Source organism: Kineosporia mesophila (genome assembly GCF_021129235.1).
Taxonomy (GTDB): domain Bacteria; phylum Actinomycetota; class Actinomycetes; order Actinomycetales; family Kineosporiaceae; genus Kineosporia; species Kineosporia mesophila.
This window is the reverse complement of record NZ_JAJOMA010000022.1, coordinates 1-13004: the sequence shown is the minus strand read 5'-3', so window position 1 is coordinate 13004 and position 13004 is coordinate 1. Positions and strand designations below refer to the sequence as shown.

Sequence of the window (13004 nt, the reverse complement as noted above, 5' to 3'; positions counted from 1 at the left end):
GCGCCCCACAGCACCGATATGGATCAGGCATCCGGGGCGTCCACGGGCAGCCGCTCCAGAACGAGCTCGCGCACCCGGGCCGCGTCAGCCTTCCCCCGCATCTCTTTCATGACCGAACCGATCAGCGCGCCCGCGGCCTGCACCTTGCCCGCACGGATCTTGTCGGCGACACCCGGGTTGGCCGCGATCGCCCGGTCGACGGCCTCGCCCAGCGCGCCGTCGTCGGAGACCAGGACCAGACCGCGCTTCTCGACGACCTGCTCCGGGTCGCCCTCGCCGGCCAGCACGCCCTCGAGCGCCTGCCGGGCCAGGGTGTCGGTCAGCTTGCCCGACTCGACCAGCGCCTGCAGCTGCGCGATCTGCGCCGGCGTCACCGGCATCTCGGAGAGCTGCTTCTCCTCGAGATTGGCCAGCCGGGACAGCTCACCCGTCCACCACTTACGCGCCGCCAGGGGCGAGGCCCCGGCCGCGACCGTGGCCTCGACCAGCTCGACCGCACCGGAGTTGTAGAGGTCGCGCATCTCCTTGTCGGAGAAGTTCCACTCCCCCTGCAACCGGCGCCGGCGCCGGGCCGGGGGCTCGGGCAGGGTGCCGCGCAGCTCTTCCACCCAGGCCGCGTCCGGTGCGATCGGCACCAGGTCGGGCTCGGGGAAGTAGCGGTAGTCCTCGGCGTCGGACTTCTCCCGGCCGGAGGTGGTGATGCCGGTGTCTTCGTGCCAGTGCCGGGTCTCCTGCAGGATCTTCCCACCACCGGTGAGAACGGCCGCGTGCCGGGAGATCTCGTACTTCACCGCGCGCTCGACGCTGCGCAGCGAGTTGACGTTCTTGGTCTCGGTGCGGGTGCCCAGCGGCACGGAGTCCTGGTCTTCGGCGCGGGGACGCAGCGAGGCGTTGACGTCGCAGCGCATCGAGCCCTGCTCCATCTTCACGTCGCTCACCCCGAGCGCCCGCAGCAGCTCCCGCAGTGCGCTGACGTAGGCCTTCGCCACCTCGGGCGCACGCTCACCGGCACCGGTGATCGGCTTGGTGACGATCTCGATCAGCGGGATACCGGCCCGGTTGTAGTCGACCAGCGAGTACTCCGCGCCCTGGATCCGGCCGGTGGCACCACCGATGTGCAGCGACTTACCGGTGTCCTCCTCCATGTGGGCGCGCTCGATCTGCACCCGGAAGGTCTCACCGTCTTCCAGCTCGACGTCGAGGTAGCCCTCGAACGCGATCGGCTCGTCGTACTGCGAGGTCTGGAAGTTCTTCGGCATGTCCGGGTAGAAGTAGTTCTTCCGGGCGAAGCGGCACCACTGCGCGATCGAGCAGTTCAGCGCCAGGCCGATCCGGATCGCCGACTCCAGGCCGATCTGGTTGAGCACCGGCAGCGCGCCGGGCAGGCCCAGACAGACCGGGCACACCTGGGTGTTCGGCTCGGCACCGAACTCGGTCGGGCAACCGCAGAACATCTTCGTGTTCGTGTTCAGCTCGACGTGCACCTCGAGACCGAGCACCGGGTCGAACTTCGCCAGGGCCTCGTCGTAGTCGAGCACCTCGGCGAACTGGCTGAGCGAGGTCATCGGATCGCCTCCAGGGTCTTGGCGTCGAGCACGGGGGCCTTGTCCAGGATCTGACCGCCCCAGCTCTCGACCAGCAGGGACTCCAGCGCCGCGCCGACCCGGTAGAGCCGGTCGTCGGCCTGGGCCGGGGCCAGGAGCTGGATACCGGCGGGCAGACCGTCCTCGTCGGCCAGGCCGGAGGGCAGCGACATGCCGGGGATACCGGCCAGGTTGGCCGGGATGGTGGCCACGTCTTGCAGGTACATCGACAGCGGGTCGTCGAGCTTGGCGCCTAGCGGGAACGCCGTGGTCGGCGCGGTCGGGCTGACCAGCACGTCGGCCTGGGCGAACGCGGCGGCGAAGTCACGCTGGATCAGTGTGCGCACCTTCTGCGCCGAGCCGTAGTAGGCGTCGTAGTAGCCGGACGAGAGCGCGTAGGTACCGAGGATGATGCGGCGCTTCACCTCGTCACCGAACCCGGCGGCGCGGGTGGCGGCCATCACCTGCTCGGCGCTCGGCCCCTCCACCCCCTGCGGCCCGACCCGCAGGCCGTACCGCATGGCGTCGAACTTGGCCAGGTTGCTGCTGGCCTCGCTCGGCATGATCAGGTAGTACGCGGGCAGCGCGGCGGTGAAGCTCGGGCAGGAGACCTCGACGATCTCCGCGCCGGCCTTGGTCAGCAGCGCCAGCGACTCGTCGAAGCGGGCCAGCACACCGGCCTGGTAACCGCCCTCGCCGCCGTGCAGTTCGCGGATGACGCCGATCTTCAGCCCGGCGATGCCGTCTTTCGCACCGGCCCGGGCGGCGGCCACGACATCCGGGTAACCGCCGGTGAGGCTGGTCGAGTCGAGCGGGTCGGGCCCGGCCATCACCTCGTGCAGCAGCGCCGCGTCGAGCACGGTGCGGGCGCACGGGCCACCCTGGTCGAGGCTGGAGGCCATGGCGATCAGGCCGTAACGCGAGACCGCGCCGTAGGTCGGCTTCACACCGACCGTACCGGTGACGCTGGCGGGCTGGCGGATGGAGCCGCCGGTGTCGGTACCGGTCGCCAGCGGCGCCTCGAAGGCGGCCAGCGCGGCGGCCGAGCCACCCCCGGAACCACCCGGGATCCGGTTCAGGTCCCACGGGTTACGAGTCGGGCCGTAGGCCGAGTGCTCGGTGGAGGAGCCCATCGCGAACTCGTCCATGTTGGTCTTGCCGAGCATGACCAGACGGCCCTCGCGCAGCTTGCGCACGACGGTCGCGTCGTACGGCGGCACCCAGCCCTCGAGCATCTTCGAGCCGGCCGTGGTGGGCAGACCCTGCGTGGTCATCACGTCTTTGACCGCGATGGGCACACCGGCCAGCGGGCCGAGGTCTTCACCGGCGGCGCGGGCGGCATCGACGGCGGCCGCATCGGCGAGCGCCGACTCGGTGGCGACGTGCAGGAACGAGTGGACGCCGGCGTCCACCTCGGTGATCCGGTCGAGGTGCGCCTGGGTCACCTCGACGGCGGAGACCTCACCGGAGGACAGCAGCTGCGCCAGGTCGGCGGCGGTGCGGCGGGTGAGCTCGCTCATCAGTCCTCCTCAAGAATGCGGGGCACACGGAAGCGCTGCTCCTGCTGTGCCGGGGCTCCCGCGAGTGCCTGCTCCGCGGACAGGCCGGGGCGCGGCACGTCCGGGCGGGTCACGTTGACGAGTGGCATGGGGTGCGACGTGGCGGGCACGTCGTCCCCGGCCACCTCACGGACCTGGGCGACAGCACCGAGGATCACGTCGAGCTGACCGGCCATCCGGTCCAGCTCGTCGGGACTCATCTCGATCCGGGCCAGTCCGGCGAGGTGGGCCACCTCATCGCGCGAGATGGCGGGCATGAGGAGCATCTCCCTTGCGGTTGGTGACAGTGCGACTACTTCAAGAATTCGGGTGCAGATGACCAGGGTTCTCCTGGTCCCCTACACCGGTGAACATCCTACGGTCACGATCACCCAGGCCATGCGCCGCTCGCCTGCGGCGCCTGTTTCATCTACGTAATCTGGTAGCCCCGGGACCGGCCAGGTCAGCCAGTTCCCACCCGCCCTGTGTCCGGGGGTCGTCCCGTGTCCCAGGACGTGGATCGCGATCCGGACCGGGCGGCGGACGAGAAGGCCCAGGAGTTCGCCCCGCTGGTGCGGGCCGACTACGCGGCGGGCATCGCGAGCGGGGTCGTTGCTGTTCATCGACGGTGCGCCTTGTCAGGGGGTGGTCGACGTGCCGTCGCTGCGGCGCGCGGCGCTGGATGGTGGCGCCGGTCCGGCGCGGCGGCGCCGGTTCGGTCTGGGGCGATCACCATGGTGGACGCCCACCCGCGCGGGCGGGCGTCCACCATGGTGGTCTGTGGTCACCTCGGGGAGGGCGCCGCGAGGCCGGGGGCGGTTCAGGGCAGCGGCGGCAGTTGCGGCGGTGCGGTGTCGCCGGCGGGTGAGCACAGCGGCATGCGCTCGCCCATGACCCGCAGCACCCAGGCCCCGGCCACGGCGGAGACCAGCGAGCCGACCAGGATGCCGATCTTCGCCTCGTCGCGCAGGAGCTGGTCGGTGAAGGCCAGGTCGGTGATGAACAGCGAGATGGTGAACCCGATCCCGGCCGGCGGCGCGGCGCGGAACAGGTGGCTGTAACGCACCCCGCCGGGCAGCACGCCCACGCCGCTGCGCAGAGCGGCGATCGCGAACCGGGTGATGCCGACCCCGTTGCCGACGAGCAGGCTGACGGCCATGCCCACATCCTGCATCAACCGCGATACGACGCGGTCAACCCCTCAACCCCCTCCGTGATCGTGCAAACCTTCCCCGGATGGGACTTTGCCTGATCAGGCGCGGGTGGCCTCGGCTGCCGACCGGCCCGCCGTACGTCCACTGAAGATGCAGCCGCCCAGGAAAGTTCCTTCCAGGGCGCGGTATCCATGCATCCCGCCGCCGCCGAAACCGGCGCACTCGCCCGCCGCGTACAGGCCGGGCACCGGGTCACCGGCCTCGGTCAGCACCCGGGAGTCGAGGTCGGTCTGCAGGCCGCCCAGGGTCTTGCGGGTCAGCACACTCAAGCGCACCGCGATCAGCGGGCCCGCCTTCGGATCGAGCAGACGCCGCTCCCCCGCTGTCCGGATCAGCCGGTAGCCGAAGTAACTGCGCAGGTCACGGATGGCGAGGATCTGGTCGTCGGTGGACGAGGGGTCGACGATCTGCCGGTCGCGCTCCAGCACCGCGGCCTCCACGTCGGCCAGGTCGAGCAGCGGCTGCGCGGTGGTCTCGTTCATCGCCCGCACCAGGTCGGGCAGGTTGTCGGCGATGACGAAGTCCTTGCCGTTGTCGAGGAAGTCCTGCACCGGCCGGGTCGGGCCCGGCTTCACCCGTCCCAGCAGCTGACGCAGCGACTTCCCGGTGAGATCGGGGTTCTGCTCGGAACCGCTGAGCGTGAACTCCTTCTCCACGATCTTCTGGTTCAGCACGAACCAGCTGTGGTCGTGGCCCGTGGTGCGCAGGTACTCCAGCGTGCCCAGAGTGTCGGCGCCCGGGTACAGGTGGGCCGGCAGCCGGTGGCCGGTCGCGTCCAGCCACAACGACGACGGGCCGGGCAGGATGCGGATACCGTGGCCCGGCCAGATCTCGTCCCAGTTGTGCAGGCCCTCGGTGTAGTGCCACATCCGGTCCGGGTTGATCACGGAGCCGCCCGCGCGCTGCGTGATCGGGATCATCCGGCCGTCCACATGCGCGGGAACACCGGCGACCATGGTGGACGGGGCGGTCCCCAGTCGCTGCGGCCACACCTCCCGCACCCGGTCGTGGCTGCCGCCGATACCACCGGAGGTCACGATCACCGCCTCCGCACTGAAGCTGAATTCCCCCGCCTCCCGGTGGTTCCCACTCACACCCCGGGGACGCCGGTCCGCCTCCAGCCGCTGCCCCGTGACCCCGGTGACCGCACCGTCGCGGACGACCAGATCGTCCACCCGGTGCCGCAACGCCAGCGTCACCTGGCCCAGGGCCACGGCCTCCCGCACGCGGCGCTCGAACGGCTCCACCACGCCCGGGCCCGTGCCCCAGGTGATGTGGAACCGCGGCACCGTGTTACCGATGCCGCCGGGCCGGCCCTCACCGCGCTCGGGCCAGCCCACCAGCGGGAACCACGTCAGGCCCCGCTGACTCAGCCACGACCGTTTCTCCCCCGCGGCGAAGTCGACGTAGGCCTCCGCCCAGCGCCGCGGCCAGTGGTCCTCGTCGCGGTCGAACCCGGCGGTGTCCTGCCAGTCCTGCCAGGCCAGCTCGTGCGAGTCCCTGATCTTCATGCGGCGCTGCTCCGGCGAGTCCACGAGGAACAGCCCGCCGAACGACCAGTGCGCCTGACCCCCCACGTTCTGGTCGCTCTCCTGGTCGACGAGGATCACCCGCCGCCCCGCGTCCACCAGCTCGGCCGTCGCAACCAGCCCGGCCAGACCAGCACCCACCACGATGACGTCAGCGTCCATCCGTGAATCCCACCACGCCGAGCCCGATCCGCCCAGTGCCATTCACCGCACTGACCCCCAGTCCCTCGGGTAGCTCTCTTCCTCCATGGGGGTGGGGGCCGGTGCAACAAGCTGGGCACCGGCTTCGTCCCTGGGCCGTGAGCGAGCCTGTATACCGCGCCCCCTCCCCCGACCCCATCGTGCCGCGGCCAGTGCGGGTGCTGGCCGTCATCGTCGTGCTGCCGTTCCGCCTGGCCTGGGAACTGCTCCGGGTCGTGGGCCGGCTGTTCGCCGACTACGTGCTCCGGCCCGCCGCCTGGCTGTTCGACAAGGTGGTCCTGGTGCCGCTGCTCTTCCTCTGGCGCTATGTCGTGGTCGTCCCGGGGCGCTTCCTCGGGCGCTACCTCCTGGTCGTCCCGGTGCTCTTCCTCATCCGGTACCTGGTCGTCGTGCCGGGCCGCTTCCTCTGGCACGTGATCGTCGTCCCGGTGTTGAGCTTCGCCTGGAACTATCTGATCGTGCCGCCGGCGCTCTGGCTCCGGCGGATACTGGCCCGGCTGGCCGAGGTCCTGACCCCCATCCTCGTCGCGATCGGCCGGGTCCTTCACCTGCTCGTAGTGCAACCCGTAACCTGGATGCTAAGAGGTGTTTACGTCTACTTCCTGGGTCCCGGCTGGCGTGGCGCCGGATGGCTGCTGCACCTCACCTACCGCTACACGCTGCGCCCCCTCGGCCTGGCGGCCCGCTGGATCTGGCAGAACATCGCTGCCCCCGTCGGCCGGGCGATCGCCGGCCTGGCCCGCTCGATCGGCCGGGGAATCGCCGCAGAAGCCCGCCAGATCAACGAGACCCTGATCCGGCCGGTCACCACCACCGTGCGCCAGGTCTTGTCGGCGGTCACCAGCTGGGTCTGAAATCATTGTGCGCAGTCGTTGCGGCCGGAGCGCAAAGAATGCACACGATGTGCGGAGGCGGACCGGGACGCAGCGCGTCGGGCCGCACCGACACCACCGACACCGCACCAACCCCTCACCAGGGCGCGCTGAACCGCACCGTGTCGTCTCAGTCCCTGAGCGCCAGACCGCTTCGCCTCAGTCCCTGAGCGCCAGACCGCTTCGCCTCAGTCTCCGGCGGCCTGGCCGTCAGCAGCCTCAGCAGGCGCTGCTTCACCAGGCGCTGCTTCACCAGGCGCTGCTTCACCAGGCACCGCCTCACCCGGCACCGCCTCACCCGGCACCGCCTCAGCAGGCGCTGCTTCACCAGGCACCGCTTCGCCGGCCGGTGTCACCGCGTCCGGCCCCCGTTCCAGCAGGAGCCGGAAGCCCGCCTCGTCGAGCACCGGCACGCCCAGCTGCACGGCCTTGTCGTGCTTGCTGCCCGCACTCTCGCCCGCGACCAGGAAGTTCGTCTTCTTCGACACGCTGCCCGAGGCCTTGCCGCCGCGGCTCAGAATGGCTTCCTTGGCCTCGTCGCGGCTGAAACCCTCGAGCGAGCCGGTGACGACCACCGTGATGCCCTCCAGCGTGCGGGGCACCGACTCGTCCACCGCGTCGGCCATCCGCACGCCGGCGGCGGCCCAGCGCCGCACCACCTCGGTGTGCCAGTCGACCTCGAACCACTCCCGCACCGCCACGGCGATCACCGGGCCGCAGCCGTCGACGGCGGCCAGCTCTTCTTCCGTGGCCTCCCGGATCCGGTCCATCGAGCGATGCGACTGGGCCAGGGCCCGGGCCGCGGTCGGGCCCACGTGCCGGATCGACAGGGCCACGAGAACCCGCCACAACGGCTGGTTCTTGGCCTTCTGGAGGTTGTCGAGCAGCTTCTGACCATTGGCCGACAGCTCACCGTCTTTCCGCGTGTACTGCGGCACGGTGCTCACGATCTCGGGGGTCAGGCCGAACAGGTCGCCCTCGTCCTTCACCGCCCCGGCCTGCAGCAGGCCGATCGCGCCCTCCCACCCCAGCGCCTCGATGTCGAAGGCCCCGCGCCCGGCCACGTGGAACAGCCGCTCCCGCAGCTGCGCGGGGCAGGTACGGGAGTTCGGGCAGCGAATGTCTTTCTCGCCCTCCTTCTCGTACCGCAGCTCCGTCGCGCACTCCGGGCAGTGCGTCGGCATGACGAACTCACGCTCGCTGCCGTCGCGGGCCTCGGCCACCGGGCCGACGATCTCCGGGATCACGTCACCGGCCTTGCGCAGCACCACCGTGTCGCCGATCAGCACACCCTTGCGCTTCACCTCGAAAGCGTTGTGCAGCGTGGCCATCGCGACCGTGGACCCGGCCACGAGCACCGGCTCCATCACGCCGTAGGGTGTGACCCGGCCGGTGCGCCCGACGTTGACCCGGATGTCGAGCAGCTGGGTGTTTACCTCTTCGGGCGGGTACTTGAAGGCAATGGCCCAGCGCGGCGCCCGGCTGGTGGCCCCGAGCCGGCGCTGCTGCGCCACCTCGTCGACCTTGACCACGACACCGTCGATCTCGTGGATCTGGTCGTGCCGGTGCTCACCGAAGAACTCGATGAACTCCACCACCTCGTCCACGCTGGCCACCACCCGACAGGTGCCGGAGGTCGGCAGGCCCCACGCCTTCAGCAGGTCGTAACTCTGCGACTGCGAGACGATGTCGAACCCGGTACGGGCGCCCAGGCCGTGCACCAGCATGTGCAGCGGCCGGGTGGCGGTGACCCGCGGGTCTTTCATGCGCAGCGACCCGGCCGCGGCGTTGCGGGGATTCGCGAACGGCGACTTGCCCTGCTCGACCAGCTTGGCGTTGAGCTCGGCGAACGCCTCGATCGGGAAGAACACCTCACCCCGCACCTCGACGCGCTGGGGGAAGGGCACCCCCTCGACCTCGGTGAGCGAGTGCGGGATGCCCTGGATGGTGCGGACATTGAGCGTAACGTCTTCGCCCGTGCGGCCGTCGCCCCGGGTCGCGCCCCGCACCAGCCGGCCGCCCTCGTACAGCAGGTTGATGGCCAGGCCGTCGATCTTCAGCTCGCACAGGTACCGCACCGCGCCGGCGTCGCGCTCGACCCGGGCCGCCCACTCGCGCAGCTCCTGGACGCTGAACGCGTTGTCGAGGCTGAGCATGCGCTCGAGATGATCGACCGGTTCGAAGTCGGTCGACCATGTGCCCCCGACCTGCTGGGTCGGCGAGTCGGGCGTGCGCAGGCCTGGGTATTCCTCCTCCAGCGCCTCGAGCCGCTTCATCAGCGCGTCGAAATCACCGTCGGAGACCGTCGGCGCATCCCGCACGTAGTAGGCAAAGCGGTGCTCACGGATCTGGTCGGCCAGATCGGCCCACCGGTGACGCGCCTCTTCAGGAATCTCCCCCGGACCGGCCACCTCGCCGCCGGGCAGGTCGTCCGCCGCACCCATCTCTGCTTCAGCCACATCCACATTCAACCGCGACCCACCGACAGTTTCGCGTCGGCGCGACGCCCACCCGACACCCGGCCGACGCCCGGCCGGCATGATCCCGGCGCTCGGCAGGCATCAAGAGCTCACCTACTCGTACGCCTTCTCACTCAGGATGCGGGCCGCCTCACGCGCCACCTTCAGCGCCGAGCGGGCCTGCTGGGGAGACGATCCGGCGAGCCCACAGGAGGGGGTGACCACGACGTCCGCAATTGATCTCGGATCCAGCCCGAGCCGTCGCCACGGGTTCCAGACCGCGTCGGCGACGGCCGCCGGCTTCAGGCCGGAGGCCGTCGGCACCGCTCCCGCCCATAGCCCCAGACCATTCTCGGTAGCCTCGGCCACCTGCTCCCAGCGCTGCGTGCCCAGCTGCGACAGATCCAGCGAGAGCGCCGACGCGCCCGACCGGATCAGCACGTCCACCGGCGGTTTCGAGGCACAGCAGTGCAGGACGGTCCGCACCGCGCCGGCCGCGGTCGCCGCCTCCAGCACCGCCCGCAGCCCCTCGATCACGACCGGCCCGTCGACCGCCCGCAACCGCCCGAACCCGCTGGCCGTGGGCAGTGAACCGTCCAGCACGGACTGCACCGAGGGCTCGTCCACCTGGAGCACCAGCCGGGCCTTGGGCACCAGCCGCTGCACCTCCTGGAGATGCTGCGTGACGCCCTCGGCCAGGGACGCGATCACGTCGCGGCAGGCCCCCTTGTCCACCACCACTCGCTCCAGGCGCGGCAGCCAAAGGTTCGCCGCGAGTGTCCACGGGCCGGTGACCTGCACCTTCAGCAGACCCTCATACCCGTCGGCGACCTCGGCCAGCACGTCCAGGTCCTGCCGCAGCCACGACCGGGTGCGGCTGTGGTCGCGCCCGGGGTGGTCGACCAGCCGCCAACCGGACGGCTGAAGGTCGACGGGCATGTCGACGAGCAGCCCGGCGCCCCGCCCGATCATGTCCGCGCCCGGCCCCCGCCCGGGTAGTTCGGGCAGGTGCGGGATCGCCGGCGGATCGCCGAGCTCACCGAAGACCACCCGCATGGTGTCCAGGACGTCCGTCCCCGGCCACGAACCGATACCGGTGGCCGCGCCGGGGCCGATCACGACCGCGTCCTCACCGGAGGAGCCGGAGGCATCGGCCGGGTCGGGAAGATGAAGGTTGTCAGTGGGGGTCGACACCCTGCGAGCCTACGGCGCCGAACGGCCCACCCCGTCAGCCCCGGATCCGGGGCGCCGCGCAGTACGGTGAGCGAGCGGCTACTGTCCGCGAGATCCTGTAGACGGCCGGCGCTCCTCACCCGAGCGCCGCACACGACGGAACTGGGGACGCACGTGGCAATCCGGACCGACCGCTGGCGCGCGGGAACACCCTGCTGGACCGAGCTCTCGGCGGTGGACGTCGACGACGCCCGGGCGTTCTACGGCCCGTTGCTGGGGTGGTCGTTCGAGCGGTCGCCCTCGGAGCACTCCCTGGTGATCGCGACGGTGGACGGTGTCGCGGCGGCCGGGATCACGCAGATCCACGAGAACGCGCCCACCGGCTGGCTGGTGCACTTCGCCACGGACGACCTGGGGGCGACGGCCGAGGCCGTGGTGAGGCACGACGGGCAGATCCTGCTGCCGCCCCGCAGCGCGGGCACCCGGGGGCAGCGGGCGGTGGCGTGCGACCCGGCCGGGGCCCCGTTCGGGCTCTGGCAGGCGGGCGACGCGATCGGCAGCGCCCACGTGCGCGACGCCGGCGCCTTCGCCTGGGACGACCTGCGCTCGTCCGACCCGACCACCGCCCGCGAGTTCTACCGCCGGCTCTTCGGTTTCGACAACGCCCCGCTGCCGCCGGAGATGGGTGCGGGCGACACTTACCAGACCTACTCACACCCGGACGAGGAATGGCCCCTGGGCGGCATCGGCCCGATGATGGGCGAGGACGACGCATCTCCCTACTGGCTCACGTACTTCCAGGTCCGCAGCATCACCGCGGCCCTGGAGTTCGTCGAGAGCACCGGCGGCGCGATCACCCGCCGCGACTTCGGGAGCCCGTTCGGCCGGATGGCCGCGATCAAGGACCCCGACGGCAACCGCCTCTGGCTGATGGAGCCCCCGGCCGCGCCGTGACCAGGTTCCCGGTGGCTCAGGCGGCCGGGCGGCGCGGCAGCTTCGCCCGCACGGCGAAACTGCCGTCGGGCTCCTGTCCCGCCGTCAGTTCGCCGCCGAAAGCGGCTACCCGGTCGCGCATACCGTTGATGCCGCGGCCGGATCGAGCCCAGGGGCGGCGGGGGCTCGGGGTGGTGGAGCCGCCGGACGTGACCACGGCGACGTCGAGTTCGTCCTCGCTGTGGGTCAGGGTCACCGTGGTGGTGCGGTCCGGGGCGTGTTTCAGGGCGTTCGTCAGGGATTCCTGCACCACGCGCTGCAGGGCCAGGCTCAGGCCGGTGGGGAGCGGGGCAGCGGCGCCGTGCTCGGCGAACGTGACGTCCTGCCCGGCGGCGCGGGCGCGCTCCACCAGGACCTCGAGGGGCTCATGGGCCGGGGAGCGCTCCTGGTCGGTGGGGGTGCCCGGGTCGTGCAGCACGTCGAGCAGCTCACGCAGGTCGGTCATGGCCGAACGTCCGGTGGTGCTGATGGTTCCCAGACCGTCGCGGACCTTGTCGGGGTTGCCCGGCAGCAGGTAGGGCAGGGCCTCGGCCTGCACCACCATCGCCGTGACGTGATGCGTGACCACGTCGTGCAGTTCCCGCGCGATGTGGGCCCGTTCCTGCGCCACCGCCTCGCGCTTCTGCGCCGCGCGACGTGCCGCCTCGGCCCGGGTCCGCGCGCGCACGCCCTCGCCGATCAGCCAGAACAGCACCAGCACGGGCACGAAGGTCAGGTAGTCGATCGGCTTCTCACCGTGATTGGTGCGATTCATGGCCACGGCCAGCGCCAGATACCCGGCGACCAGCCCCGCCACGGCCAACCCCCGACGCCGGGTCAGGTGCGCTCCGGCGCTGTACAGGGCGATGTAGAGCGCCAGCCCGGCCGAGCTCCCCTGATACCCCACGACCTGGTGCAGCCCCCACGCAACACTGATCACCACCAGTGCCAGACCCGGGTGGGTACGCCGCACGATCATCGGAAGACACTGCGCCAGAACCAGAATGACCGACAGCACATCAGCCGGCCGGTCCCGCTCCAGCGTTCCCAGCACCACTGCGAACGTGTCACCGGTCGTGAACGCGAAAAAGACCAGCAGCAACGCCAGGAGCACGTCACGGAACGCCCGCACCCGCTCAAGGCCCTCAGGGAGGTTACGCACGACCAGCGAGCATAGACGCTCGAACCAGGCGTTTTTCACGGCCGGTGACGCCGGCCCCCACGAACCCGATGAAGGACGCGCACCACGGCGGTGCGAGCTGCCTCACGCAACCGGAGTGGTGAGGACAACCAGGACGACCGGCAGCGGAGCGAGGACAGCCCCGGCCCTGACAGCCCCCCTTGATGGCGGCCCGGTAGTGGTTCTCCCGAAGATCCGGCGACCCCTGCGCGCAAGGCCGCAAAGCCGTCGGGTCATGCGCGCAAGGCCACAAAGCCGTCGGGTCATGCGCGCAAGGCCACAA

General features: G+C 70.9%; 10 protein-coding genes. 2 read left to right on the top strand and 8 right to left on the bottom strand.

The genetic code is table 11. The annotated features are described in order from the left end of the window. Positions 1–23 precede the first annotated feature (23 nt). The 5 genes from gatB to LR393_RS26110 all read right to left on the bottom strand — a co-directional run bounded on the left by gatB (position 24) and on the right by LR393_RS26110 (position 6026). A complete protein-coding gene (gene gatB / locus LR393_RS26130) occupies positions 24–1565 on the bottom strand; it encodes an Asp-tRNA(Asn)/Glu-tRNA(Gln) amidotransferase subunit GatB (RefSeq protein WP_231487368.1) in 1542 nt (513 codons plus the stop codon). After that, a complete protein-coding gene (gene gatA / locus LR393_RS26125; protein WP_231487367.1) occupies positions 1562–3103 on the bottom strand; it encodes an Asp-tRNA(Asn)/Glu-tRNA(Gln) amidotransferase subunit GatA in 1542 nt (513 codons plus the stop codon). Before gatA ends, gatB begins: the two co-directional genes overlap by 4 nt. Next, positions 3103–3399 (bottom strand): Asp-tRNA(Asn)/Glu-tRNA(Gln) amidotransferase subunit GatC, encoded by a 297-nt coding sequence (gene gatC / locus LR393_RS26120; RefSeq protein WP_231487366.1) that lies wholly within the window; start codon positions 3397–3399, stop codon positions 3103–3105. The genes gatA and gatC overlap by 1 nt, the downstream gene beginning before the upstream one ends. A gap of 542 nt (positions 3400–3941) precedes the next feature. After that, positions 3942–4280 carry a Na+/H+ antiporter NhaA gene (locus LR393_RS26115; protein ID WP_231487365.1) on the bottom strand — a complete coding sequence of 113 codons (339 nt, stop codon included), beginning with the start codon at positions 4278–4280 and terminating at the stop codon, positions 3942–3944. A gap of 93 nt (positions 4281–4373) precedes the next feature. Then, on the bottom strand, positions 4374–6026 hold the full coding sequence (locus LR393_RS26110) for an FAD-binding dehydrogenase (protein WP_231487364.1): 1653 nt from the start codon (positions 6024–6026) through the stop codon (positions 4374–4376). Positions 6027–6163: 137 nt separating this feature from the next. Between LR393_RS26110 and LR393_RS26105 the strand changes: the two genes are divergently transcribed. Then, a complete protein-coding gene (locus LR393_RS26105) occupies positions 6164–6919 on the top strand; it encodes a hypothetical protein (protein ID WP_231487363.1) in 756 nt (251 codons plus the stop codon). 206 nt (positions 6920–7125) lie between these two features. Here LR393_RS26105 and ligA read toward each other — a convergent pair whose 3' ends face one another. Then, on the bottom strand, positions 7126–9381 hold the full coding sequence (ligA, locus tag LR393_RS26100) for an NAD-dependent DNA ligase LigA (protein WP_269327921.1): 2256 nt from the start codon (positions 9379–9381) through the stop codon (positions 7126–7128). Positions 9382–9510: 129 nt separating this feature from the next. Further along, positions 9511–10452 carry a uroporphyrinogen decarboxylase/cobalamine-independent methonine synthase family protein gene (locus tag LR393_RS26095; protein ID WP_345718586.1) on the bottom strand — a complete coding sequence of 314 codons (942 nt, stop codon included), beginning with the start codon at positions 10450–10452 and terminating at the stop codon, positions 9511–9513. Between the two features lie 291 nt (positions 10453–10743). Between LR393_RS26095 and LR393_RS26090 the strand changes: the two genes are divergently transcribed. After that, positions 10744–11523 carry a VOC family protein gene (locus LR393_RS26090; protein WP_231487360.1) on the top strand — a complete coding sequence of 260 codons (780 nt, stop codon included), beginning with the start codon at positions 10744–10746 and terminating at the stop codon, positions 11521–11523. Positions 11524–11539: 16 nt separating this feature from the next. Here the strand turns inward: LR393_RS26090 and LR393_RS26085 are convergent, their stop codons facing one another. Next, a complete protein-coding gene (locus LR393_RS26085) occupies positions 11540–12703 on the bottom strand; it encodes a sensor histidine kinase (RefSeq protein ID WP_231487359.1) in 1164 nt (387 codons plus the stop codon). Positions 12704–13004: the final 301 nt, after the last annotated feature.

What these genes read in the sequence shown, in the direction of transcription:
- LR393_RS26095 (WP_345718586.1), bottom strand. Translation starts at nt 10,452, where the DNA reads ATGCGGGTGGTCTTCGGTGAGCTCGGCGATCCGCCGGCGATCCCGCAC.
- LR393_RS26115 (WP_231487365.1), bottom strand. Translation starts at nt 4,280, where the DNA reads ATGGCCGTCAGCCTGCTCGTCGGCAACGGGGTCGGCATCACCCGGTTC.
- ligA (WP_269327921.1), bottom strand. Translation starts at nt 9,381, where the DNA reads ATGGGTGCGGCGGACGACCTGCCCGGCGGCGAGGTGGCCGGTCCGGGG.
- gatC (WP_231487366.1), bottom strand. Translation starts at nt 3,399, where the DNA reads ATGCCCGCCATCTCGCGCGATGAGGTGGCCCACCTCGCCGGACTGGCC.
- gatB (WP_231487368.1), bottom strand. Translation starts at nt 1,565, where the DNA reads ATGACCTCGCTCAGCCAGTTCGCCGAGGTGCTCGACTACGACGAGGCC.
- LR393_RS26110 (WP_231487364.1), bottom strand. Translation starts at nt 6,026, where the DNA reads ATGGACGCTGACGTCATCGTGGTGGGTGCTGGTCTGGCCGGGCTGGTT.
- gatA (WP_231487367.1), bottom strand. Translation starts at nt 3,103, where the DNA reads ATGAGCGAGCTCACCCGCCGCACCGCCGCCGACCTGGCGCAGCTGCTG.